The following is a 23,580-nucleotide window of genomic DNA, read 5'->3' as shown; positions in this document are numbered from 1 at the left end:
GAACTTATTTTGAGGAAGGGTTGTGCATCATGTCTGAATCCACGTCCACACCATCCGCACGGGTTGTATACCAAGCCAATCAACCAATGCTCCAATCCGTGCAAAGTGTGCGGAATATGCTTCATCATACAGTCCGGCAGCATGTAGGCAAGAAGGTGCAAGTCCAGAATATCGATGGTCAGGTATGGGAAGGTGTCATTATCAGCGCAGATCGGGGAATATTGTATCTCCAGGTTACGCCGATGCATGGATATCCTGAGCCACGTGCCTTGTTTGGACCAACCATTCTGCCACTCGTGCTGTATGAGCTGTTGGTCATTACGCTGTTGATGTAGTGGATTTGTGCCTGTCGTTGTTCAGCTTAATCCAAGAAGCTTCGCTCCCTGTGCCCTAGGGCCCATTGAAGCGGAGCCTTTTTGGGTTATAGGAGTGAAGCGCGATAGGCTAACATTTGGATGTAAACGTCAGGATTTATTTTGCAATCTGGGTGACGTCCTGTCGTTCGTGCGGTATGTTTCCTTTCTAACGTGTGAAATATGATACAATGGTGTCGGCACCAAGCCTTATCTCATATGAACGGAGCTTGATCCGGTTGGAATATATCCCTCATGATCCTCCACCCGTGCCTCAGTCTGAGACGGAGCTGGTGGGGACAAATCATACTGAACAATCCCGCGTGATTGCGATCTGTCTATTGGCAGGCAAAATCATGCTGCAAAGCGGCGGTGAGACCTACCGTGTGGAAGATACGATGAAACGCATGGCTGCCGCGCTGGGCCTTCCCCATTCGCACAGTTATGTGGTGCCCACAGGTATCTTCTTCTCGGTTGATGCAACCGAGCCTGCCAAGCTGATTCGGATTTCCGAACGAACTACGGACTTGCACAAGGTATCCGAAGTAAACGCTGTTTCCCGACGTATCGGACAAGGGGAGCTGACCGTTGAAGAAGCACATGCTTTGTTACAGCAAATTGAAGGACAGCCCTCCTCTTATTCTGCGATTGTGAAGCTTACTGCGGCGGCGTTATCCAGTGGGTGCTTTACCATTATGTTCGGCGGAGGCTGGGGCGACTTTCTCCCTGCGGTACTCTGCGGCGGTATCGGATATGCTGCGGTTATTGCCTTCCATCGATTGGTACTGGTGAAGTTTTTTGCCGAGCTGACAGCCTCATTTGTCATTGGTCTGCTCGCCTTTTTGCTTGTCTATATGGGTGCGGGTCATGAACGAGACAAAATCATTATTGGCTCAGTCATGCCCCTGGTACCAGGGCTACTGATTACCAATGCTGTGCGTGACCTGATGGCCGGGCATCTCGTGTCCGGATTATCCAAGGGAGCCGAGGCGTTTCTGACGGCTTTTGCGATTGGTACCGGCATTGCTGTTGTTTTTTCACTTTTTACGTAAGACGGAGGAGTTGCAGGTTATGCTTCATTTTATTGAACAAGCCCTGACCAGCTTTGTCGCCTCGGCCGCATTTGGCATTATTTTCAACGCTCCTCGGCGTATGCTGCTTCACGGTGGATTTGTCGGCATGATCGGCTGGATCATCTATATTGTGCTCGAATATGCTGCGGATGCCGTTCCTGCTACATTGGCAGCGACCATCGCGGTAGGTGTCATAAGCCAGCTGTTCTCCCGCATGTTTCGCGCGCCCGTCATTATCTTCAGTGTGGCTGGCATCATTCCGCTCGTTCCCGGTGGACTGGCGTATAATGCGATGCGTAATTTTGTACAAAATGACTACGGTGCTGCCATGGAGATGGCTGCCAAGGCACTCATGTTATCCGGTGCCATCGCAATCGGACTTGTATTGTCCGAGGTATTGAACCAAATGATTCGTCGTTTACCCGGTTCGTTGCGAGCAAAATCCTAACAGTAGATGAAGTGGATAATACCACCAAAACGATAAAAGGCCCGTTGGAGACAGGATAAATGCTGTCCTTCACGGGTCTTCCATATTACAGCCATGTTGATCCGGGATCCGTTAAAACCATTCTCTTTTATGGCAAAGCATGCTTCATAACCGACGCAAATAAATCCGCCGCCACACTACTTCCGGATCTCATATAATGCTCTGCATCTGTACGATCAAACCCCATCCAGACCGCAGCCGTCCACTTGTCGGTATATCCCACGAACCACAGATCCCGATTGGCTTCCTTGCTTATACCTGGTAATGCAGCCTGCGTTGTCCCGGTCTTCCCTGCCACCTTATGCCGACTCAGCTGTGCCCGGCTTCCTGTTCCCTGACTGACCACACTTTGGAGCATACGGGTCATAACCGCTGCTGTGTTGGCGGAGATCACCTGCTTGTTCTTTGGCTTAAAAGTATAGATTGTCCTACCACGTGAATCCGTAATTTCACGAATTAGATGCGCTGTATTGAACTTGCCGTTATTGGCAAACACGGAATAGGCCTGGGCCATTTTTAACGGAGACACCCCTTTATGCAAACCACCCAAGGCGATCGACAGATTGAGATCCTCCTTCCCCAGTTCAATGCCCAATCGAGATGCAAATTGATGCGCCTGATTCAACCCTGTTTCATGCAGCAGCCATACAGCAGGAGCGTTAATGGATTTTTCCAGTGCTTGCGCCATCGTTACTGTACCTCTGTAGCGCCCGCCCAAGTTGCTCGGTTGATAGCCGCCATACTTCATGCGTTGATCGGGCAGCTTACTCCCCGGATTAAAGCGGCCAGATTCCAGGGCAGGTCCATATGCAATAATCGGCTTAAAAGCAGAGCCTGGTTGCCTGGCATCCGTCGTCGCTCGGTTAATGCCTCCTTTCACGGGGTTGCGCCCGCCCATCATGGCTTTGACTTCACCATTATGCTGGTCCAGAATGACCATGCTCGCCTGTACTTGCTCATCCTTACGATCATCGGTGAACCGGGAAGATTCACGGAATGTTTGCTCCATCGCAAGCTGCGCTTGATCATCCAATCCCGTACGAATAGTCCAGCCTGCGGATTGTATCTCTGCTCCACTCTTGCCTGTTAAACGGGAAGCCTCCTCGATAACCGCATCCAAAGCAGACACGTAGGCAGGCACTGACGAGTCTGAAGCCGATGCAGATGTTGAATTGGGCGGTGTATAATCCACACTTCGCGCTTCCTCCATCTGTCTCTTGGTAATGATTCCTTGCTCATGCATGAGGCCAAGAACGACAGAACGCCTTTCTTTGGATAGGTCTTCCTGATCCACCGGATTGTATATAGAAGGTCCTTTGGGAATTCCGGCCAGTGTAGCCATTTGCCAGATCTCCAACTGATGTAAATCCTTAATCCCAAAGTAGCGCCAAGCCGCTGCTTTAACCCCATATTGCTGTCGTCCCATATAAATATGATTCAAATACAGCTCCAATAGCTCATCCTTGCTAAATCGCTTTTCCATCGCCACGGCAATCGACATTTCATTCACTTTGCGAACCAGCGTTTTATCCCCGTTCAAGTACAGATTCCGGGCCAGCTGCTGTGTAATGGAGCTGCCTCCCTGACTCAGGTTCATATGTAAAACATCCTGCACAACCGCCCTGCCAATGCCGATAAAATCCAGTCCGTCGTGGGTATAGAAACGTCGATCTTCCGTAGCCAGAAACGCCTGCTTTAACAGATCAGGCATATCCTTTAAACTGGCATGCTCCGCATATCCCTTGGTTTGTACTTGTAATCTCGAAATTTCTGTTCCATCCGCATTGATAATGACGGTGGAAGAGGCCACCGAAATGGCCTCGGGATGATTGCGAAGTACACCTTCGCCATAAGTAACCAGATAGATATAGCCGAACGCTAGCAAAATAACGAATACTACAGAGGCATCAAATATGTGATACATTCCGCGCCTTATGTTGGATCTCAACATTCATGCTCCCTGAAGACATGTGGAATGGAGCCTGAATGTTCCTGTGACTTCATTTCCATGGAATCCAGGGCAAGCTCCAGCCTTAACGTCTGTTCATACGCCAGCCTGACCCAGTGCTGAATCTCAGCTTCATCACGGCAGTGTCCCTCCATAATCGTATCCAGCGAGGAACGGACACCGTAGAGTGTAAGTTTAATCGGAAGATCAGCACTTATGCGACCAGATGGTAATGGTGATCCATTCAACTCCTCCTGTATGTATTTCTTATGGTTTTTCTCGCTTTCTAATACCATTTGTTGGGTTATTTGTGGCCGGCTACTTTCATCACCATGCACACCAGAACTGATCCAATCTTCCCCTCTCGGTTCTCGATCTATCCAGTTATAGTCTGAATTGTTTATCCGCTCTGTTTGTATACGTATGGCAACTTCATTCAGATCGGCAGCAATCTGCCGCAGTTCTCCGCCGTTCATCACTTCAATCTGTGCTGGAATTCGGCCATGTGCCAGTTCATAAGTTCCATGACCAATCACCTTGAGGTCATCCGCAATCTTCTGGGATCGAATCCAAAAAAATAAAGAAAACAGACCACCCCCGATGAAAATAATCAATGGCGTTGTACCGATGTGGTTGATCATCCAATACATAACGCGAGTTAAACCTGTTGTCTCAGATAGAATATGTTGGTGGGCAAAACGTAACATGTGATAAACGACAAATAGGAGCGCTGCGCTAAGTATTGCGCTCGCTCCACAGATATATATGTATCTCAGTCTGACTGTACGTAAAAATAATCTCATATTCGGCATCCTCCTCAATTTTGCAGATCATGTATACGATTGAGGTTAAGAATACCGAATATTTCTTAATAAGGAAGTGGGTAACTTCTTATCATTTTCTTAACTGTTCCTCTTGATTTCTGTTCATCGGAGGAGCAACGACTGGAAAACGCGTAACAAAATCGGTTCTGCCTTGTTCACTATATGCAGCAATACTCCCGTGATGTAATTCAATCATGGATTTGGCAATAGCCAACCCCAGTCCGGTCCCGCCCGTATCACGAGAGCGGGATTTGTCGACCCGATAGAATCGATCGAATAGATGCGGCAAATCCTGCGCCGGAATCGGTTCACCATAATTGCTAATGCGCACCACGGCTTCTTCCCCTTCAAGAGACAACGCGATTTCCATCACCTTTCCCTGTGCTCCATAACGGATCGCGTTACTGAACAGGTTCTCATATGCACGAACAAGCTCGCCTGGAGCGGCTTGAATCCACAAAGGCTCTTGTCCGCCAATGATCTGGTATGTCATGCCCGCTTCTTCCAGCATCGGAGCGAATTCTTCTGCAAGCTGCATCAGAAACGGGTTCAGGTTCAAGGAAGTCAATGACAAGGGCAGGATTCCACCACTGACACGAGTATATTCGAACAAATCGTCGATCAGCTTCCTTAATGTTAAGGATTTCTCGTACGCTATACTCACGTAATAGCGCATCTCAATTTCATCCTGGTACCGATCCTTCTCGATGTACTCCAAAAATCCAAGAATGGAGGTTAGCGGAGTCCTCAAATCATGAGAAATGCCCGTTATCAAATCATTTTTTGCAGCGACAGCACTACGCTCCTCCTGCAATGACAACTGTAATTGTTCAGCCATCTGATTAATACTGGCAGCCACAACGCCAAATTCATCCGATGTCTTCACCTCAATCCGATGAGACAGCTCTCCTTTGGCAACTTCCTGAATCCCCGCCGTTATCTCGTCCAGAACCAGCATCACCCTGCGCGTAAACAGGAAAAAGAACAGCACAAAGCCAAGTACACCAACCATTATCATTAATGGCACCGACCCGATATTGTTCACCAGCCATCTGATGCCCCTTGCAGGGATCGAATAATCAGGATAGGTCTGAGCCGCCAGAATGGAGTGTACCACTTTGCTGCCCCCATACAAAATAGCCGCCGTCAAAATGCCACTCAGCAGAAATGCGTAGATAAATTTCCACCTTACTGTGTTAATTAATTTTGAATTCATCTCGGAACTCCCTGCTCACGCTCTATATCCAACAACCTTATAGACGCACTTGCTTATTGTGGTTTGATCATCTTATATCCAACACCCCATACCGTCTGTATGAACTTGGGATGTTTGCTGTCGAGTTCGATTTTCTCACGAATCTTGCGGATATGCACCATGACGGTGTTGTTGGACTCCATAAACTCTTCATTCCAGACCTGCCTGTAGATCTGCTCCATACTAAGCACAGAGCCTTGATGGCGTGCCAGGAGCTCCAGAACAGCAAATTCACGGGGAGTCAGGCGAACAGGCTGCTCATCCACCCACACCTCATGCGTATCCGTGTTGATGACCAGATCGTCAATCACCCACTCATGCTCCTTGTTCTCCCGGCCCTCATTGAAGGTATGATACCTGCGAAGCTGTGACTTTGCCCGTGCCACAAGTTCAAGCGGGTTAAACGGCTTGGTCACATAATCATCAGCGCCGATGCTCAGCCCTGTGATTTTATCCATATCCATGCTTTTGGCGGACAGCATAATGATCGGCATTTTCTGCTCTTCCCGAATTTTCATGCATGCTTCAATTCCGTCCATATTTGGCATCATGACATCCAGAATAATCAGATCAATTGACTCTTTATTCAACTGCTCAAGCGCCTCAATCCCATCACTGGCTGTCAGAACCCGGTACCCTTCGTTGCCAAAATAAATCTCCATCAGTTTAATAATATCCTGCTCATCATCCACAAGCAGAATGGTTGCTGGCTGTGCCACGGCATTATTCCTTTCCATTCCATGAATCATTGCTTGTTCAAAGTATACCATTAGGAAATGAATCTGCGAAAATCATCGCCTTTGAAAGAAGAGAAAACGTTGTTTCTCAGGAATAGTATACTTGTTCTATTTTATATAAAGTATGCTCGATTGTTGGGCAGAGATCAGCATCCACTTTCTCCACATCACCAAAACGCTGAATCCATTGTTCTATATAAGTCTGACTAAGTATTTTTCTATTTAAAACACTAATTATGGATTTTACTATTCTTTCATCTTCCCCATCGGAGTAAACTCGATCAGTTACGGTCATCTTTTCGTAAACCAAATCGAGGATGGTTAAAAGGTCAGTTTTATCCAGCTCGGAACATTGGGCCAATTCGTCTAAAGCATCTGCTGCATGGGCTATGGCATGAGCCCAACCTTTTTCTTCGTCATACCCGCGGTAATCTCGCTCTTTTTGCACATTGTAAAACACGTTCTCTTTTATCTGATGAATATGCTCACTTGAGAGATATGGTGACTCTCTATGCCTCATAAGGAGGAGCGGGATAACCAGCATAGAGAATGATCGAGTAAAGACAGAGTCTGTATGGGTTTCACCAAGCCTAAAAAGCAAATGCTTTTTATCCAAAACAACGGGTAGAAGTTGTTCTAGTTCCCTTACTGTTAAAGTATTATCAGGAATCCAATTGGATAAGGTTGTATAAATTAGGTCATCACGTAGTTGGGCATCCAAAGAACCGATGTTAACCATCATTTCTTGTATCAACTGGAATGTATCGTGAGGTGCTTGGTAGCCATTCTCTTTTATTAATATCAACTTTTCTTTTAAACTCATTTTACACGTCCCTACTAGAAGATTTTCCGAATTTACTATTTTAGTTTCTACTGACAATATGGCATTTGGAGACGTTGGTTTTCTTTACTTGTAGCTGATCCGGCAATCCCTATTATTAACGTATAGGATCGTCGATCTAATCCTTGCTTAACCGCTGCTTATAGCCGATAAAATGCTCTATGTATTCTATTATATCTTGCTCTATATTCAGGCAAAATCCCGCCTTATGGACCTGGGTCTATCTATTCGAACAATGCCACTTTGGGCTCTATACCAGTCAGCGTCAGCATCGTATGCAGTTGCCCCCTGTGGTGATACACATGTCCCATGATCTCAAGCAGCCACTCCAGACGACTGTACGAAGCGCCCCAATAGGAGTCCGTCACCTGTAATAATTCCTCCGTATTAAACTGTCTGTATCGATGGTAGAGGTACATCTGATTCGCAATCAGCGCTTCCTTGATCTCACTGAGTGTATTGGGCTGATTTTCCTCGTAAAACAAAGCCATTTCTTCTTCGGAGGCTCCTTCCGAAATATGTACATCTGCACGGCAAATGACAGATAGATGAGAAAGCAATTCTCCAACCGGCCGTTTGCCTTCGATCGGAGTCAAAGCCAGATCCTGCTCCGACAGTTGGTCACATAAATTGATTAATGATGTCACCGCCACATCAATATGTTTAAATGCGGATTGAATCAACATAAACACTCCCTTTTTATCCCATTATACAGAACGTATGATCGCCAATCAACCATGAATTCCCCCCTTTATATATAAACCAGCAATGCTCGAAAACCAACCATGACCAACAAAAAAAGTCCCTCCTTCCTCTTATAGACGGAATTTGGGACATTTTGTTGCTTCTATAAATAATAAACACAAAAATCAACTTGAATATAACGAACAATACGTTTGATCAAATCGTCCCGCGAGCAGGTCAGCCTTGCGAATGAAAAATTGCAGTTCCCCACAATCCCACCACTGAAAACCGATAGCGTCATGCGTATCAATTTTTAATAGAAGCAAGGTATCCGCAAGCTCCTGTTGTGTCCGTTCCTCATCTCCGCCGTAATGAGCAGTTAGCTTTTTCTCACAAGCTTGTTGGTCATAACCATACTCTTCACCAAGTAAGATCTGCAACAACGCTTGATGCTCCGCATCCGGATGCTGTCCGTCAGGGTATCCAAACATGCCACCCCAGTTCTGCGTACTCGGATGGTTCCAGCTGGACTCAAATTCAAGGTATCGGTCATATAGACCTTCCTCCCCTTCGACGGCTAACGCTCCATCAGACAGCGGGGCGGCGATTGCATTCAGAGCCAGAGAATCAATGTATGCATATGTAGGAAACTCGAGATTAGGCAGCACCGTTACCGAATGCGCTACAAAATTGTCCTCACCCAGTGCGGTTTCGCCATTAGGCTCTCGCCTTGTCAGGTTATGAGCATCCGGTTCGTAAATCACACGATGCTCAATATGATAAGCAGGTTCATCCACACCAATGAAAAAATATAACATGCCTCGTTCCGGCAAACTGCCACGGCCGTCATTAGGCGTATATGGCGTCAAGTCCACGAGATTCAACTGGGCCAAGAACGTCATGGGCACCCCATCCTGTGTCAAAGGCCATTTCATGCTACCTGGCAGATCCGGGTTTCCACCTACACGTGAATTTCCTGTTCTGCGATACTCATCGATTGTCGATACATCAAGACGAATTCCCCAACGGCTTGAAGATAACAGCAGATCGGCAGCACTACCCAATCCATATTCTTCAAGAGTTTTCCGGGCTTTTCTGGTCAGACGTTCACATTGTTCCGGTTTAATCATACAGATCCTCCCCTTCTGACAATAGATCTATGGTGAGACATATTCAGGTTCACCCCTGTATATTCTTCCGCTACCTCTTCTTTCCCTGCTTCTAGCAAAAAAAGAGACTGACATCCGGTGTCAGCCTCTTTCCTTATCATCCATTCAATCCATATTTAACGATTTCGATTCGGTGATCCATCCTGGAAAGCACGAATATGCTCCTCGCCATCCAGGAATTCATGCGACTGGTGTGCAGCCATTACACCATGATAACTAATATCCAGGCCGAGCTCTTCCTCTTCTTCCGTGGAACGGACAGGAACAATCTTGCTAATCAGCTTCAGACCGATCCAGGTCATGACAAATCCCCAAACGACTAGAGCCGTGAGGCCGAGCGCCTGGACACCCAGCAGCCTCCAGCCGCCTCCCATGAACAAGCCACCATCGGTTGCAAACAGTCCCACGGCAATGGTTCCCCACATGCCGGATACTGCATGAACAGGGAACGCACCCACCGGATCATCGATCTGCCTGCGGTCCAGCCAATTCGTTGCAACCATCATGAGCAATCCGGATACCGCCCCGATGAATATCGCAGCCATATCACCAACAAAGGCACACCCCGCCGTAATACCAACCAAACCGGCAAGAGAGCCATTAATGACAGATGGTGCATCCGAACGGTTGAACCGGAACAAGGTGTAGAGCAGTGTAACCGCACCGCCTGAAGCAGCAGATAACATCGTAACGATAGCTATGTGACCGATCCTTACATCAGTCGCACTGAGTGTACTTCCTGCATTGAAGCCAAACCAGCCGAACCACAGCAGAAACGCACCTACAGATGCCAGCGGCAGATTGCTCGGAAGCGCAATGGCACTCACGCCAAGCGGCGTGTACTTGCCTTTACGCGGCCCAATAATGATCGCTGCGGCCAGTGCAGAGAAACCGCCCAACGCGTGAATGACAGCTGAACCGGCAAAATCCTGCATTCCCAGCTTGCTGAGCCAGCCGCCGCCCCACGCCCAGTGTCCACCAATCGGATAAATAATCGCCGTCATCAAGATGATGTACAGCAGATAGGCGCGAAAGTTAATTCGCTCGGCTACGGCACCCGATACGATGGAAATGACAGCAATGGTAAACGCGGCCTGAAAGAGCCAGAATGTTTCCAGTGATACCGGTACATCCAGGTGGGACAGGTCACCATTCAGGAAAAATCCGGTTATGCCTACCAAACCTCCGGCATCCGATCCATACATCAAGCCGAATCCGATGGCATAGAAAATCAATGTTCCAATCGTAATGTCAGCGAAAACCTTCATAATAATATTCACACTATTTTTATAACGTACAAATCCAGCCTCCAGCAGGGCGAATCCGCCCTCCATCAATAAAATCATGGCTGCACTCAGTACAACCCAGACCGTATCGATACCGGAGCTTAACGTCTCCAAAGTCATGCTTGAACATCCTCCGTTTCCCTAAGCTGCCTGATCTCCCGAATGGTTTCGGGCGTAAGTTCAATCTCGTCCCGCTCGATACTGTCCGGATGCTTGATTCGTTCGGCAATGCGATCCAATTCTCGTATCCGCCGCCGAATCTGCTCCATTTTGCGAAAACGTTCCTTCACCTGAACCATATATTCCACCGCTTGGTGATGGGATGCGGGTCGCCCTGCGAACCATTTGCGTACAGTCGACATTGATTGATATGCGACTTCTTCCGCACGTTTTTTTTGTTCGAATTGTTCAATTTTATGTTTGAGCGTTTCGATCTCATTTTCTTTTTTGACCTTGAGCTGTTGGATAAGGTACAATAAATCGGACGATGATATTTGCAATGCTGTATGATGATACAACTCGTCAATTACTAACATACCATGTCAGGACTCCTCACATATCAAGTTACTTGTTATCGATTATAGAGTCCAGCACTACTTAGCGTCAATCCTTTTTTGGCGATGGCATGATTGGATATGATCGGTTTAGAAAAAGCGACTTCATTCTCATGTTCATCACTTCAGCGTTATGTAAGCAAAAATAACCTCCAATCCACGCATTGTGGATCCGGAGGTTTTCATTTATTTTGAAACATGCTTATATTTTCTTGCCCAAAATCGCCAAATCCCGGTTGACGCCATCCAGTACAGCTACTTCAGGGTAATATCCCCACTGTTCAAAGCCATGCTTGCGCAGCAGCCCCAGACTCGGTTCATTATGTCCAAACACAAAGCCCAGAATCGTCTTGATTCCAAGTGCAGGACAAGCGGCAAAAATGGTATTCAGCAAACGTCCGCCAGCCCCAATTCCCCGGCACTGCTGATCCACATACACACTGACTTCCACCGTTCCATTGTACGCAGGACGTCCATAAAAGGAACTGAGACTCGCCCAGGCTACAACCTGTCCCTCATGCCTCATGACCCAGAGGGGGCGGTGATCCGGTGAATGTTCCTCAAACCACGGAATACGTTGTTCGACGGTCACCGGCTCCAAGTCCGCCGTCACCATTCGGCTCTCAATCGTGGAATTATAGATTTCCACAATTCTTGGCAAGTCCTCACGGGACGCATACTCAATCTGCACACTATCCAGCTCCATGTTTACTCCTCCATCATCCAGATCGAATCTATCTTATGACGGTATTATAACTGAGGTCAGAAGCCCGCGTCATCCCCCAAACGCTCTGATGGAATAAATGCTGACCTGGTGGCCCGAACCGACCTATCCTGTGCGCAGCCTGGTTTCGCTCGATCCTTTGGCACCTGATACTTATGACTCCGGCAATGCCTGAATGGTCTTTCCCCGGGTTAACTGCTGGCCTTGATCCGCCCAACGAATGTTGATAGAACGGGCTGTGAACAGATCAGGGCCGTCCGATACCTGGAAGTGCAGATGCGCTTCACTGGAGTTCCCCGAGTTGCCGAGTTCTCCAATGAGATCTCCCTGCTTGACTTTATCCCCCTTTTTGACTGCTACACTTCCCTTTTTTATGTGTGCTGTAATGCTATATTCGCCTTGTCCATGATCAATGACCACATAATTTCCAGCTGGCTCTTCCGGGTTCATAACGCCTGGTGTATTATCGGGAATGTCATTTTTGATTCCGACAACTGTTCCATCCGCAGCAGCATAGAGTGGTTCACCAAAAGCATAGTAGCTTGCATTCACCTTGGCATCTCCGTTGAAACTGAAACCATCTTTGGTTCGAACGATATCCAGCGCATAGCGCTGTGTTTCATGCTCGTAATGATAGTTCGACATCACATCATTGCCTCCCCAGAACACGTACCATTCACCCTTCATCGGAAATTGGAATGCGGTTTTCGTGAACTTTTGATCCGTATCTTCATGGGTTTCCAGCGGCTGGATCAACAAACCTTCTATCTGATTTTCTTTGGAAAAATAGGCTTGAATCCCTTTGGTCCCTGTTTGATCCTTCCATGAATACTCAGTTAAATTGTTCATTTGCGCATCCACTACTTGGCTAAAGGAAGTTGCGCCCTGCAGAAACTGGTCGGCAGACGTTTTGAACTGTTCAAATGTGATCGCTTCCTTCATTTCCGGGGAAAACTGGCTATAGATCGCATCCTTCGAACCATTCATTAATGTATCTATGAAATTGTCTGGGGTTACCATCGTGCTCACCTCTGAACCGGAAGTCTGTTCCTGCTCGGTATTCTTACCCGTTTCATTCGTATTGGACGTCTGTTCGGCCGACTGCTTTTCCCCCTGTTCGGATGTAATGGAGTTATCGTTGCCACAGGCAGACAATATCACGCAGGCACACAGGGCAATAGCAAGCACCTTCCAGTTTTTTCTGCTCTGTAAATTCTCAGATGCAACATAGTCGGATTCCAGCTGATCCTTCCCGCAATTCGAACGTTGATCCTGTATCTCTCTTGGCTCATGCAACCTATTCATACTCCACTTCATCCCCAACACCCCTTCTATTGATCGTTATACTTTCCAGTTAAGTGTACAGAATGAATCTTATCCTTTATCTAACCCTTCCTTACTTGTAGTTAAATTGTGACAGCTTCCGTTGGCTCATAATTAAGATTCCGTTAAGATATCTCACACGCCAAACTGTTCTTATGGATGGTATGATTGCACTATCACAAAGGAAGCCCAGGAGGTCATTACACATCATGGATCACGTCTCCATTCTGCTAGTAGATGATGAACAAGCTATTTTACATATGCTCAAAACCGTTTTGCTCAAAGAACAATTTGTTGACATTGACACCGTCACGACTGGAGAAGAAGCCATTACCGCCTGCGAAAATAAAACCTATCACTGCATTGTGCTGGACATTATGCTTCCTGGTAAAAGCGGACTGGAGATCTGTCCCTTTTTGCGGCAAGTGACCGATGCACCGATACTTTTTCTGACTGCCAAAACAACCGATTATGACAAGTTAAGCGGATTCGCCGTTGGCGGCGATGATTATGTCGTTAAACCTTTTAATCCTCTGGAAGTGGTCGCCCGGATCAAATCGCTGTTGAAACGCTATTTGCCTACCAAAATAGCGACCGCTACAACGGCGACTACGCTCTCTTCTAACGCAACTTCGTCATCTCCTGCCGTGCAGGAAGGGGTATATGACTTTGGCCGTTTTCAAGTATTTGAACAAGCTGGTGAGCTGCAGGTTGAGGGGCAGGCGGTAACCTGTCCGGCACTTGTCTATCAGTTGCTGCTCTTTTTCTGCAAGCATCCCAATCGTATTTTCACCAAATCGGAATTGTATGAGCGGGTATGGGGTTCGGAAGCCCTCAGCGATGATAATACCGTTATGGTTCATATTCACCGTATTCGTGAGCGGATTGAAGCTGACCCGTCTAACCCTGCGTTTCTCGTCAATGTCCGGGGGCTGGGGTACAAACTCATTCAGCCTAACCAAGTGTCACGCGCATGAGTATTCGTCGCAGGTTAATGACCCGGTTTATCGGTATGCTTGCTGGCGCAGTAGTTCTTATCATCCTATTGGGGTCCGCAGCCACCTATTGGGTCATTCAAAAGGTGAATGAAGTGAGTCTGGTGGATGACTTTGCTACCAACGGACTTGACCAGTTGATCAATACCGCAGAAATCATGCCCGATGGTAAGATCCGCTATGATACCAAGCTTCTTAAGCAGGTCGAGAAAAATCAGGGGTGGCTGCAAGTTCTGGATGAGAAAGGCTATGTCATTGATGATTTCAACACACCGGATGACGTTCCAAAGCAATACAAGCCCGGAGAGTTGATCGCATACTGGGAAGCCAAAAAGCCATTCCCCTACCAGATCGTCATGCTGATCCGGGAGAAAAACGGTGAGATGTTCACCTTGCTGTATGGGGAACGCAATCAGGCCAATTCCTTACTCGATCAGGCCCGTGAGGATAGTCATTACACGGACGGAGTGCTTGTCCTGAAGACCAAACAAGAGGAAGCTATTCGTTCCAAAAGTGCTTATCTGCAAATTTTGGACGATTATGGTCAAGAGCTGGCTTCTTACAATAAACCTGCCATGGGCGCCCCTAGTAGTTACAACATACAGGAACTCGTTTTGCGTATTCGTTATCCCAATCGATATGGGATGTCGACCGCAACCTTTTACGATGAACAGAATGGTACAACCTGGATGCTCAGTATACCTATCGATCCAACCGCTTCAGGAGATGAGAATCCCTATAATTTCATTTTGGCACCTGCGCTCATCGTTCTCCTCCTGTCCATTGTCATGCTGCTAATTCTGCTGGCACTATGGTACGCCAATCGTTTTGGTTCCCCCATGCTGCATATGCTTCAATGGCTCCAGCGACTGGAACAGGGACATTATGAAGAACCAAAAGGCATCGGCGGCGCACCTCGCAGCCAGCGACGAAATGGCAAATGGAAGCGAAAATACCACGTGTATGCTGAAGTGCTTCGTTCCATGCAGGCATTATCCGCTACACTGAAACAAGACGAAGAGCTCCGTAAACAGACCGAGTCTCTACGTGAGGAATGGATCGCGGGAATAACGCATGATCTCAAGACACCTCTGTCCTCCATTCAGGGATACGCCCATATGCTTGAAGCACAGAAATATAGCTGGTCCGCGGAAGAAGTGAGAGAATTTGCGGGCATCATGCTGGACAAATCGATGTATATGGACCGACTTGTGAATGACCTTGCCATGACGTACCGATTACGCAGCGGCGGATACCAGCCACCTGTGGAAGAAACTGACGTGAATACGCTACTGTATGATCTCGTCCAGCGTGCAGAACGCAACCCGTTATATGGTGAGGGGCGCATTGTATTCCGACCTGCGAAGGTTCCGGTATACGGCCATGTGCATATTCCTTCGTTTGAACGTATTGTGGATAATCTGACCGCTAACGCCCTTCTGCATAATCCAGCGGACTCAACTCTGACCGTTAGTGTGCATCCGGGTAAGCAGGCTGGTGCGTTCAGTGTTCATTTTGAAGATGACGGGCAAGGAATGGAACCGGAACTGGTCTGGAGGCTGTTTGAACGATATTACCGAGGGACGGATACAGGCACGTCCGATGTCGGATCAGGGCTTGGCATGGCAGTTACAAAAGGCTTAATTGAAGCGATGAAGGGCCGTATTGAAGTACAATCGACTTCTGGTGAGGGTACTGTCATTCGATTAATATGGGATGGACAATCAGAACAGGGGTAAAAAACATTCCGCTTGACCTTTTCATTTTCAATCTATATAATCGACACTCAATAACACCTGTTCCAATATATTGATATGGACTTCAACGATATTAAGATCAATTCAATGGATATCGATTTTGCATATTTGGCGATGACCAGAGACAAGATTCCGTTTGCGTGCTGCCCAGAGAGAGAGGGGATTGGTGAAACCTTCTTCAGCGAACGGACCGGAATTACCCCTCTGCAGCCGTGAACTCGAACCTCAGCTTTTCGGTCTTCTTCCTGAATTCCGGAACTAAGCTGTCAGTAGAGTTCACCGCCTGATCCCCGATAACGGATTCCAATGAGGGTTATGATGTTCTTGCTTGCGGCGGCTGGTCGTGTTCAGGAGCATTCATAACCAAATTAGGGTGGAACCACGAGCTGAGCGCACTCGTCCCTTTTCCGGGACGGGTGTTTTTTTGCGCTTCAAATTACAAAATTGGAGAGTGGTTCACATGAGTAATCCGAGTAATAACAGCCAATCCAGCAACCAATCGAATGACCAACAGCAACCCGGGCATCCGATTGAAATTCGTCTGCAAGGCGGAGCTATACGTTCCTACGACGCAGGCATCTCTGTAGGAGCGGTCGCCTCATCCATCAGCACAAGTCTGGGCAAACAAGCTATCGGCGGAATCGTAAATGGTAAGAATGTCGATCTCGACTGGGTGCTTGAGCAAGATTGCGAACTCGTCATCGTTACTTTGGACAGCGCGGAAGGTCTGTATCGTTACCGACACAGCACAGCTCATGTACTTGCACAAGCTCTCAAACGTATCTACGGTGCGGAACAAGTGAAGCTGGGCATCGGGCCTGTCATTGAAGATGGATTCTATTACGATGTCGATCTGGAACATGCTCTATCGATCAGTGATTTGGCTGCCATTGAGCAAGAAATGAACAAAATCATAAAAGAAAATGAAAAGATTAGCCGCCGGGTGGTTAGTCGGGAGGAAGCACTCCGTATCTTTGGAGAGATTCAGGACCCGTATAAGCTTGAACTGATTCAGGATTTGCCAGAGGACGCTGAGCTTTCAATTTATGATCAAGGAGAGTTTTTTGATCTCTGTCGCGGCCCACATCTTCCGTCCACTGGCCGGATCAAGGCATTCAAACTGCTGAATGTGGCTGGTGCATACTGGCGCGGCAGCTCGGATAATAAAATGCTGCAGCGCATCTATGGTACTGCTTTCCCGAGCAAAGCCCAATTGGATGAACATCTGCACATGCTCGAGGAAGCGAAGAAACGGGATCACCGCAAATTGGGTAAAGAGCTTGAACTGTTCATGTTCTCTGAAGAAGCACCCGGCATGCCCTTCTATCTGCCCAAAGGCATGACTGTCCGTACAGAACTGGAGCAATTCTCCCGTGAATTGCAGCTACAGGAAGGCTATCAGGAAGTTCGCACTCCGCTCATGATGAACAATCGTCTGTGGGAGCAATCCGGTCACTGGGACCACTATAAGGACAACATGTATTTCTCCGAAGTGGACGATGCCACTTTTGCACTGAAACCAATGAACTGCCCGGGACACATGTTGATTTTCAAAAATACACTCCATTCCTATCGCGAGCTGCCGATTCGCATGATGGAATTCGGTCAGGTCCACCGCCATGAATTCTCAGGCGCTCTGAATGGCATGATGCGGGTGCGGACTTTTTGTCAAGATGATGCCCATCTCTATGTGATGCCAGAACAGATTGAGGAAGAGATCAATCAGGCGATTTCCTTGATCGGACGCATGTACGACATCTTTGGTTTTGAATACAAAATTGAATTGTCCACTCGTCCGGATGATTCTATGGGATCGGAAGAGCTGTGGGATCAAGCAGAAAGAGCATTGCAAAATGTACTTGATCGGCGCGGTGTGAAATATCGCATTAACGAGGGCGATGGAGCCTTTTACGGTCCGAAAATTGACTTCCACATTCTCGACGCATTGAAGCGCAGCTGGCAGTGCGGAACAATACAGCTCGATTTCCAAATGCCCGAGAAGTTCGATCTCACTTATATTGGTGAGGATAGCCTGAAACATCGTCCAGTCGTGATCCACCGTGCCATCTATGGTTCAATCGATCGGTTCATCGGCATCCTGACTGAACACTATGCAGGTGCGTTTCCACTCTGGCTCGCTCCCGTGCAGGTGAAGCTGCTGCCTGTGTCGGATCATTACGCAGATTATGCCCTCCAGGTTCAGAGCCAGCTGCGGGCTGCCGGCATTCGGGTAGAAACAGACTTGCGCAGTGAGAAGCTCGGCTACAAAATCCGTGAAGCTCAGATGGAAAAAGTACCTTACTCGCTCGTACTCGGAGAACATGAGAAAAATGCCTCATCCGCATCTGTCCGTGCATACGGTCAGGGCGATCAAGGCATTCAGCGCATTGAAGCATTTATTGAGCTGATTCAGCAAGCTGTGAAGGCGAAATCTTAGCACACATTTCATCGAGAATTGGCTCGAACTTATGGTTGGAGGCAGACGGCTCAGGCTCATATGAAAAACGGCTTCTCTACTGCTGTCACCATTGGTAATAGCCACCCTTTCGGTTTGAACGTTGGCAGCTACACTTCCTCTTCCGGTCTGAGTCCGACCTGCTCTTCGCTCCATGTCCAGAAACGTTCAGCAGCTGCGGCATCCATGGCATGAGCTTTTAATTTCTGGTCCTTCCGTTGATAGAAGTAGCGCCCGGTTACCCCGGCGACTTCAGGACTTGTGGCGAGATAGATGGCCGTCTGGGCCCCTTCCTCTGGAGAAAGGAAAAACGGCAGCTTACCCACCAAAGCCATAATGCGTGTGCCAAACCCGGTATTGCGGTCTACGCCAATACTTGTACCCACTGCACCGGGATGAAGGCAGTTGACCGTGATTCGAGTATCCGCCAATTTGCGGGCGAGAACACGGGTGAACAACACGTTGGCCAGCTTGGATTGAGCATAACTTTTGATTGGATTGTATCCTTTGTGAAGATGAGGATCTTCGAAATGGATTTTGCCGGCTTTGTACGCACCAGACGAAACATTTACGATACGCCCCTGCTTCGCAGACTTCAACGGCTCAATCAGGAGTAAGGTAAGAAGGAAATGTCCAAGATGGTTAATACCGATGGCTTGTTCGAAACCGTCGGAGGTCTCTTGTCGCTTCAACATGACAACACCTGCATTATTAACGAGAACGTCAAGTGTGTCGTAACGCTCAAGAAATGATTGGGCAAAATGACGGATGCTCTCCAGTGACCCCAGGTCACATAGCATCAGTTCAATCGCCGTAGAGCCGGACTGTCGCAGCGCCTCCTCCAGCGCCTGCTGTCCGCGCTTCTCACTGCGGCACGCCATAATCACGCGATACCCTTGTCTTGCAAGTTCAACGGTGGTTGCCAGACCCATACCTGAGTTGGCTCCCGTAACAATGGCTGTTGGAATGGACATTAGGTACTTCCCTTCTGAACCAGAGGTTCTTCTTATTTTGAGCAATCGCCTTCTTGTTATTGAAGCGCGGATGACATCAATGTGAGATAATCGAAAGATCACATATTGGTCTTATAGGGAGGATACGCATGCTAACCAAAGAAGACTTCAAGAAACTGAAAAAAGAAGCGAAACATGAAATTGCACTAATCGAACAGGAGGCTCAACATCTCCAGCAAAAGATAGACTCATCCCTGTATGAAAAGGATAAACTGTGGAACGATGAAGAGATTGGCGAGCTTATCCAAAAACGAAAAGAGCGAAAATATAGTTCATGGACGATTGAATTATGCACGATTATGGAAGACCTGCTGAATCAACTATACCAGCGAACTCATCAAAAAAAGTTTAATTCGATCCAGTTGATGAAAATTCCTGCATACCGTTCATTATCCAATATCGAGATCCTTCAAGCTGAATTGAACAATCAGCACATTACCTTGAAATCGGGGATGGGAAACGTTGAAGATGATATCGCCAAAGTATTTCAACTCCGAAATAAACTTATTCACTCCAACTTTTTTTATACTTCTATCATTAGAGAAAATCACGATGCAAAACAAGAGTTTGAATCCATCCTGGATACGGTGAAGAAGTATAGAAAATACTTGAAATATAATCAGCCAGAGAGTTGACGAATTCATGATAAATGATAAGTACACCATGATCCTAACCTATAAAGGAGGTGCTCCGGACTCGATCCGGAAACCAATATGAACAATCCATCCATGGATATTACGGTTCTACATCTTCATATTGTTACACCTGCGGGTAAAAACCCGATCTACCCTGTTATGCTGCGCGATGAAGATGGTATTACGCTTGTGGATACAGGCATGATCGGTCAATTCGCCGAACTTCAGTCTGCACTGGAACATGAGGGCGTTCAGCTATCTGATATCAAACGCATTATTGTAACCCATTCCGATATAGACCACATTGGTAATCTTGGTGCTCTTGTAAATGCTGTTCCAGATGTGGAAATCTGGGCACATAGCGATGAGATTCCGTATATCACGGGCAAAGAGCCCATGATAAAATTCACAGAGGAACGCAAGGCGCTGCTTCCTGCACCTATTGCAGAACTGGCGGAACAATTGATTTCACAACGGACGGAGTTCAACATATCCAAAGTGCTGGAGGACGGTGACATGCTGCCTCTACAAGGCGGCATCCAGGTCATTCATACACCCGGACACACTCCAGGACATATCTGCCTGTACTTCCGGGAGGAACAGTTCCTGCTCGCTGCAGATGAATTGCGTGTGGTGGATGATGAATTGGTGGGTCCTGCTCCACCCGCAACACCGGACATGCCCGAAGCACTGCGCAGCTTGAAAAGACTGCTTGGCCTGAAGCTGGAGAAGGTGCTTTGTTACCATGGTGGAGAGTACACCGATGAGCCTAGTAAGCGCATTGCCGTACTTGCAGAGAGTGCCGACTGAGGGGTACTGAACCTAAACATTATTCACGATAATAATCAAGCAAAGGGGTGTCCCATACGTCATAAACATGGCGGGACAACCCCTTTTCTATTGTAAATGTTACGGGTTAGGCGTCAGAACGATTAATTGGTCATCTCCATCACGCGGAGTTCCCCTGCCATCCCGGTTGTTCGTCAGCACATATAACTTCCCGCCCTCCCCGGCAGTCACATTGCGAATACGTCCCCACTCGCCTTCAAAAATGGGCTCCACCTGTGTTACTTGTGTGCCATCCTCTGAGAGCGTAATTTTGAGCAGCTGCTCCCCCCGCAGATTGGCAGCAAGCAAAGACCCGGCCCACGGCCCTTCCTCTATGAAGGCTACACCCGATGGAGCCCACGTTTCATCACCTCCACTATGCGCAAGCGGAGCCTGATATGTGCCGTTGTCGTCATCGTCTCCCTCTACCTCTGGCCAGCCATAATTCTTACCGGATTCAATCCGGTTAATTTCATCATAATTCCGCTGACCATGCTCTGTCGCATACAGATATCCATTGTCCGGGTCCCAGGCCAGGCCCTGTGCGTTCCGATGCCCCATGCTGTACACAGGTGAATTAGGCCAAGGGTTATCTTCCGGGATCGATCCGTCGAGACCAATCCGCAATATTTTGCCACCCAAGCTATCTTCGTTCTGAGCCAACTCCGGTTCATATCGTTCACCCGTCGTAATATAGAGCAGATGGTCCGGGCCAATCTTGATCCGTCCCCCATTGTGATTCACCCCGCCAGGAATGTCACTAAGCAGTTCCTTATCTATAGTCGCCTTCCCGTCACTCACTTTCAAACGCAATACCCGATTGGCAATGTCATCGCCTTCCAGATAGGAGTGATATGCATACAGATAGCCGTTATTGTCAAATTCCGGATCCGCCGCAAGTCCGAGCAGACCGCCTTCCCCCTCTTCATTAAACGGAGCAGCAAATTCAATCAGGGGTTCAGATGCCAGCTCTCCGTTCTCGATGATCCGAATAGTACCTGGTCTTTCTGTTACAAACATCCTTCCATCAGGGACACTTACCAGCTCCCAAGGTACATTGAGTCCGTCAACCAGCACGGAAGCCTCGTAAGGAATGACAGCATTCTCATCTGTTTCCTCTTCCTTACCACTCGCAGCGTTATTGCCACCTTCTGCTGTCTGTCCCTGTCCCTGACCCGTACCCTGTTCTTGTGACGTCTGCGGTGATCCTGTCGTCGGGTCACTCGAAGCACAGGCTGTTAATAGCGCCATACTGAGTAACGAAGCATACAACGGAACGCTTAGTCGATTATTCATGAATATATCTCCCTTCTAATGTCGTTGTTATATCGTGTAATCCCAGTTTCAAGAACTGTCTAATCCATAGTAAGTAAGTAAGTAAGTAAGTAACCCTGCGCGGTTTCGCCCTGTATTACCCTTCCCTTCTACCACTTAAACGGGGAATTAACGCTAATTCCCGGTCATCATGCTGCTTCCATTTGGATTTCCACGATATTCTTCTATAATAGAAAGATAGAACGAACTGAAAGGTGGACACTACACTCATGAATCAAACTCCTTTATCCCGGCTGGAAGCTGGTCTATCTACGCAAGGATTGGACGCCATGCTGATTACAGATCCGAAACATATTTACTATTTAACAGGTTTTGCGAGCAATCCGCATGAGCGTTTCCTCGGGCTTGTTCTTGCACGCGGCGAAGATCCACTTTTGATTGTGCCAGCACTCGACGAGGAAGCTGCCACAGCCGCATCTTCGGTATCCAACATTGCCACGCATTCAGACACGGACAATCCTTACGCGTTATTTGAGCGTTATCAGGGACGTCTGGGCCGCGTAGGTCTCGAAAAAGAGTACGTAACTGTCGCACGTTATGAACAGTTGACCGCCGCGCTGGGCGTTGCCAACTTTGAAGATGTCGGCCCGCTGCTTCGCACCTTGCGTGTGAAAAAAACACCGGATGAAGTCGCTCGCATTCGCCAAGCCATTCATCTGATCGAAGAGACACTTCGCCAAGGACTGTCCCACGTTCGTACAGGTGTAACCGAAATCGAATTGGTTGCCGAAATGGAATACCAGATGAAGAAACTGGGTGCAGACGGTCCTTCCTTCGATACCATGGTGCTCACTGGACCCAAAACCGGCTTGCCACACGGCACACCGGGTGAGCGCAAATTGCAGCATGGCGATCTGTTGATGTTTGATATGGGTGTCTACGCTGGTGGGTATGCATCAGATATTACGCGCACATTTGCTTTTGGTGACATTTCGCCTGAACTCAAAACCATCTATAACGCGGTGCTCGCAGCAAACGAAGCTGCCATTCGTGCAGTGAAGCCAGGCGTCACCTGTGCGGATATTGACCGTGCAGCACGCCAGGTTACGGAAGAAGCCGGATATGGCGAACGCTTCCTGCACAGAGTTGGACATGGAATGGGCATTGACGTGCATGAGTATCCTTCCCTGCATGGTCAGAACATGGACATTCTGGAGGAAGGTACGGTATTCACCATTGAGCCAGGCATTTATGTAACCGGCGCAGGCGGTGTGCGGATCGAGGATGATGTACTTGTGACGGAAAATGGCGTTGAGGTGCTAACGTCCTATCCGAAAGAGCTGCAAATTCTGACGGACTAATCC

General features: G+C 47.9%; 23 protein-coding genes. 10 read left to right on the top strand and 13 right to left on the bottom strand.

Features of this window, described 5'->3' with window-relative positions; genetic code table 11:
* The first annotated feature begins 29 nt into the window (after positions 1 to 29).
* The 3 genes from MHB49_RS08420 to MHB49_RS08410 all read left to right on the top strand — a co-directional run bounded on the left by MHB49_RS08420 (position 30) and on the right by MHB49_RS08410 (position 1,874).
* Positions 30 to 335, top strand: a complete 306-nt coding sequence (locus tag MHB49_RS08420; RefSeq protein ID WP_405155776.1) for a hypothetical protein — start codon at positions 30 to 32, stop codon at positions 333 to 335.
* A 374-nt stretch (positions 336 to 709) separates the two neighbouring features.
* Positions 710 to 1,405: a threonine/serine exporter family protein gene (locus tag MHB49_RS08415; RefSeq protein WP_247903070.1), complete on the top strand. Its 696-nt coding sequence runs from the start codon at positions 710 to 712 to the stop codon at positions 1,403 to 1,405.
* A 19-nt stretch (positions 1,406 to 1,424) separates the two neighbouring features.
* Positions 1,425 to 1,874, top strand: a complete 450-nt coding sequence (locus tag MHB49_RS08410) for a threonine/serine exporter family protein (RefSeq protein ID WP_405155775.1) — start codon at positions 1,425 to 1,427, stop codon at positions 1,872 to 1,874.
* Positions 1,875 to 2,001: 127 nt separating this feature from the next.
* Here the strand turns inward: MHB49_RS08410 and MHB49_RS08405 are convergent, their stop codons facing one another.
* The 11 genes from MHB49_RS08405 to MHB49_RS08355 all read right to left on the bottom strand — a co-directional run bounded on the left by MHB49_RS08405 (position 2,002) and on the right by MHB49_RS08355 (position 13,252).
* A complete protein-coding gene (locus tag MHB49_RS08405) occupies positions 2,002 to 3,837 on the bottom strand; it encodes a transglycosylase domain-containing protein (RefSeq protein ID WP_405155774.1) in 1,836 nt (611 codons plus the stop codon).
* A 20-nt stretch (positions 3,838 to 3,857) separates the two neighbouring features.
* Complete coding sequence (locus MHB49_RS08400) at positions 3,858 to 4,664, bottom strand: hypothetical protein (protein ID WP_405155773.1); 807 nt, start codon at positions 4,662 to 4,664, stop codon at positions 3,858 to 3,860.
* A gap of 91 nt (positions 4,665 to 4,755) precedes the next feature.
* Positions 4,756 to 5,901, bottom strand: a complete 1,146-nt coding sequence (locus tag MHB49_RS08395; protein WP_405155772.1) for a sensor histidine kinase — start codon at positions 5,899 to 5,901, stop codon at positions 4,756 to 4,758.
* A gap of 53 nt (positions 5,902 to 5,954) precedes the next feature.
* Complete coding sequence (locus tag MHB49_RS08390) at positions 5,955 to 6,677, bottom strand: response regulator transcription factor (RefSeq protein WP_405155771.1); 723 nt, start codon at positions 6,675 to 6,677, stop codon at positions 5,955 to 5,957.
* An 88-nt stretch (positions 6,678 to 6,765) separates the two neighbouring features.
* On the bottom strand, positions 6,766 to 7,500 hold the full coding sequence (locus tag MHB49_RS08385; protein WP_405155770.1) for a DUF2785 domain-containing protein: 735 nt from the start codon (positions 7,498 to 7,500) through the stop codon (positions 6,766 to 6,768).
* Positions 7,501 to 7,742: 242 nt separating this feature from the next.
* A complete protein-coding gene (locus tag MHB49_RS08380) occupies positions 7,743 to 8,204 on the bottom strand; it encodes a DinB family protein (protein ID WP_405155769.1) in 462 nt (153 codons plus the stop codon).
* Positions 8,205 to 8,387: 183 nt separating this feature from the next.
* Positions 8,388 to 9,332, bottom strand: a complete 945-nt coding sequence (locus MHB49_RS08375; RefSeq protein ID WP_405155768.1) for a YwqG family protein — start codon at positions 9,330 to 9,332, stop codon at positions 8,388 to 8,390.
* A gap of 155 nt (positions 9,333 to 9,487) precedes the next feature.
* Complete coding sequence (locus MHB49_RS08370; RefSeq protein WP_405155767.1) at positions 9,488 to 10,777, bottom strand: ammonium transporter; 1,290 nt, start codon at positions 10,775 to 10,777, stop codon at positions 9,488 to 9,490.
* Positions 10,774 to 11,193, bottom strand: a complete 420-nt coding sequence (locus tag MHB49_RS08365) for a hypothetical protein (RefSeq protein ID WP_405155766.1) — start codon at positions 11,191 to 11,193, stop codon at positions 10,774 to 10,776. The genes MHB49_RS08370 and MHB49_RS08365 overlap by 4 nt, the downstream gene beginning before the upstream one ends.
* Before the next feature lie 220 nt (positions 11,194 to 11,413).
* A complete protein-coding gene (locus MHB49_RS08360) occupies positions 11,414 to 11,917 on the bottom strand; it encodes a GNAT family N-acetyltransferase (RefSeq protein ID WP_405155765.1) in 504 nt (167 codons plus the stop codon).
* 171 nt (positions 11,918 to 12,088) lie between these two features.
* Positions 12,089 to 13,252, bottom strand: a complete 1,164-nt coding sequence (locus tag MHB49_RS08355; RefSeq protein WP_405155764.1) for a peptidoglycan DD-metalloendopeptidase family protein — start codon at positions 13,250 to 13,252, stop codon at positions 12,089 to 12,091.
* 215 nt (positions 13,253 to 13,467) lie between these two features.
* Between MHB49_RS08355 and MHB49_RS08350 the strand changes: the two genes are divergently transcribed.
* The 4 genes from MHB49_RS08350 (at position 13,468) to thrS (ending at position 18,447) form a co-directional block, all read left to right on the top strand.
* Positions 13,468 to 14,235 (top strand): response regulator transcription factor, encoded by a 768-nt coding sequence (locus MHB49_RS08350; protein ID WP_405155763.1) that lies wholly within the window; start codon positions 13,468 to 13,470, stop codon positions 14,233 to 14,235.
* The gene (locus tag MHB49_RS08345) at positions 14,232 to 15,992 is read left to right on the top strand and encodes a sensor histidine kinase (protein ID WP_405155762.1); all 1,761 of its coding nucleotides are present in this window, start codon (positions 14,232 to 14,234) and stop codon (positions 15,990 to 15,992) included. Before MHB49_RS08350 ends, MHB49_RS08345 begins: the two co-directional genes overlap by 4 nt.
* 105 nt (positions 15,993 to 16,097) lie before the next feature.
* Positions 16,098 to 16,226: a hypothetical protein gene (locus tag MHB49_RS08340; RefSeq protein WP_339850174.1), complete on the top strand. Its 129-nt coding sequence runs from the start codon at positions 16,098 to 16,100 to the stop codon at positions 16,224 to 16,226.
* 244 nt (positions 16,227 to 16,470) lie between these two features.
* Positions 16,471 to 18,447, top strand: a complete 1,977-nt coding sequence (thrS, locus tag MHB49_RS08335) for a threonine--tRNA ligase (protein ID WP_405155761.1) — start codon at positions 16,471 to 16,473, stop codon at positions 18,445 to 18,447.
* 128 nt (positions 18,448 to 18,575) lie between these two features.
* Here thrS and MHB49_RS08330 read toward each other — a convergent pair whose 3' ends face one another.
* A complete protein-coding gene (locus tag MHB49_RS08330) occupies positions 18,576 to 19,439 on the bottom strand; it encodes an SDR family oxidoreductase (protein WP_405155760.1) in 864 nt (287 codons plus the stop codon).
* 128 nt (positions 19,440 to 19,567) lie between these two features.
* On the opposite strand from MHB49_RS08330, the gene MHB49_RS08325 reads away from it, so the two are divergent.
* Both MHB49_RS08325 and MHB49_RS08320 read left to right on the top strand, forming a co-directional pair.
* Positions 19,568 to 20,113, top strand: coding sequence for a hypothetical protein (locus tag MHB49_RS08325; protein WP_405155759.1), 546 nt, complete (start codon positions 19,568 to 19,570; stop codon positions 20,111 to 20,113).
* 78 nt (positions 20,114 to 20,191) lie between these two features.
* Complete coding sequence (locus tag MHB49_RS08320) at positions 20,192 to 20,923, top strand: MBL fold metallo-hydrolase (RefSeq protein ID WP_405155758.1); 732 nt, start codon at positions 20,192 to 20,194, stop codon at positions 20,921 to 20,923.
* 99 nt (positions 20,924 to 21,022) lie between these two features.
* Here the strand turns inward: MHB49_RS08320 and MHB49_RS08315 are convergent, their stop codons facing one another.
* On the bottom strand, positions 21,023 to 22,237 hold the full coding sequence (locus MHB49_RS08315) for a PQQ-dependent sugar dehydrogenase (protein WP_405155757.1): 1,215 nt from the start codon (positions 22,235 to 22,237) through the stop codon (positions 21,023 to 21,025).
* Positions 22,238 to 22,485: 248 nt separating this feature from the next.
* On the opposite strand from MHB49_RS08315, the gene MHB49_RS08310 reads away from it, so the two are divergent.
* Positions 22,486 to 23,577 (top strand): M24 family metallopeptidase, encoded by a 1,092-nt coding sequence (locus MHB49_RS08310; RefSeq protein WP_405155756.1) that lies wholly within the window; start codon positions 22,486 to 22,488, stop codon positions 23,575 to 23,577.
* Positions 23,578 to 23,580 lie beyond the last annotated feature (3 nt).

Source organism: Paenibacillus sp. FSL K6-0108 (genome assembly GCF_045040695.1).
GTDB lineage: Bacteria > Bacillota > Bacilli > Paenibacillales > Paenibacillaceae > Paenibacillus > Paenibacillus pabuli_B.
The sequence above is the reverse complement of the archived record's forward strand: the minus strand, read 5'-3'. Positions and strand labels throughout refer to the sequence as shown.

Bases quoted from the DNA above. Each gene is read 5' to 3' on its own strand.
- MHB49_RS08390 (WP_405155771.1), bottom strand. From the start codon at position 6,677: ATGGAAAGGAATAATGCCGTGGCACAGCCAGCAACCATTCTGCTTGTG.
- MHB49_RS08395 (WP_405155772.1), bottom strand. From the start codon at position 5,901: ATGAATTCAAAATTAATTAACACAGTAAGGTGGAAATTTATCTACGCA.
- MHB49_RS08400 (WP_405155773.1), bottom strand. From the start codon at position 4,664: ATGAGATTATTTTTACGTACAGTCAGACTGAGATACATATATATCTGT.
- MHB49_RS08365 (WP_405155766.1), bottom strand. From the start codon at position 11,193: ATGTTAGTAATTGACGAGTTGTATCATCATACAGCATTGCAAATATCA.
- MHB49_RS08315 (WP_405155757.1), bottom strand. From the start codon at position 22,237: ATGAATAATCGACTAAGCGTTCCGTTGTATGCTTCGTTACTCAGTATG.
- MHB49_RS08350 (WP_405155763.1), top strand. From the start codon at position 13,468: ATGGATCACGTCTCCATTCTGCTAGTAGATGATGAACAAGCTATTTTA.
- MHB49_RS08375 (WP_405155768.1), bottom strand. From the start codon at position 9,332: ATGATTAAACCGGAACAATGTGAACGTCTGACCAGAAAAGCCCGGAAA.
- MHB49_RS08385 (WP_405155770.1), bottom strand. From the start codon at position 7,500: ATGAGTTTAAAAGAAAAGTTGATATTAATAAAAGAGAATGGCTACCAA.
- MHB49_RS08420 (WP_405155776.1), top strand. From the start codon at position 30: ATGTCTGAATCCACGTCCACACCATCCGCACGGGTTGTATACCAAGCC.
- MHB49_RS08345 (WP_405155762.1), top strand. From the start codon at position 14,232: ATGAGTATTCGTCGCAGGTTAATGACCCGGTTTATCGGTATGCTTGCT.
- MHB49_RS08380 (WP_405155769.1), bottom strand. From the start codon at position 8,204: ATGTTGATTCAATCCGCATTTAAACATATTGATGTGGCGGTGACATCA.
- MHB49_RS08340 (WP_339850174.1), top strand. From the start codon at position 16,098: ATGGATATCGATTTTGCATATTTGGCGATGACCAGAGACAAGATTCCG.
- MHB49_RS08320 (WP_405155758.1), top strand. From the start codon at position 20,192: ATGAACAATCCATCCATGGATATTACGGTTCTACATCTTCATATTGTT.
- MHB49_RS08415 (WP_247903070.1), top strand. From the start codon at position 710: ATGCTGCAAAGCGGCGGTGAGACCTACCGTGTGGAAGATACGATGAAA.
- MHB49_RS08360 (WP_405155765.1), bottom strand. From the start codon at position 11,917: ATGGAGCTGGATAGTGTGCAGATTGAGTATGCGTCCCGTGAGGACTTG.
- MHB49_RS08330 (WP_405155760.1), bottom strand. From the start codon at position 19,439: ATGTCCATTCCAACAGCCATTGTTACGGGAGCCAACTCAGGTATGGGT.
- MHB49_RS08410 (WP_405155775.1), top strand. From the start codon at position 1,425: ATGCTTCATTTTATTGAACAAGCCCTGACCAGCTTTGTCGCCTCGGCC.
- MHB49_RS08310 (WP_405155756.1), top strand. From the start codon at position 22,486: ATGAATCAAACTCCTTTATCCCGGCTGGAAGCTGGTCTATCTACGCAA.
- MHB49_RS08355 (WP_405155764.1), bottom strand. From the start codon at position 13,252: ATGAAGTGGAGTATGAATAGGTTGCATGAGCCAAGAGAGATACAGGAT.
- thrS (WP_405155761.1), top strand. From the start codon at position 16,471: ATGAGTAATCCGAGTAATAACAGCCAATCCAGCAACCAATCGAATGAC.
- MHB49_RS08325 (WP_405155759.1), top strand. From the start codon at position 19,568: ATGCTAACCAAAGAAGACTTCAAGAAACTGAAAAAAGAAGCGAAACAT.
- MHB49_RS08370 (WP_405155767.1), bottom strand. From the start codon at position 10,777: ATGACTTTGGAGACGTTAAGCTCCGGTATCGATACGGTCTGGGTTGTA.
- MHB49_RS08405 (WP_405155774.1), bottom strand. From the start codon at position 3,837: ATGTATCACATATTTGATGCCTCTGTAGTATTCGTTATTTTGCTAGCG.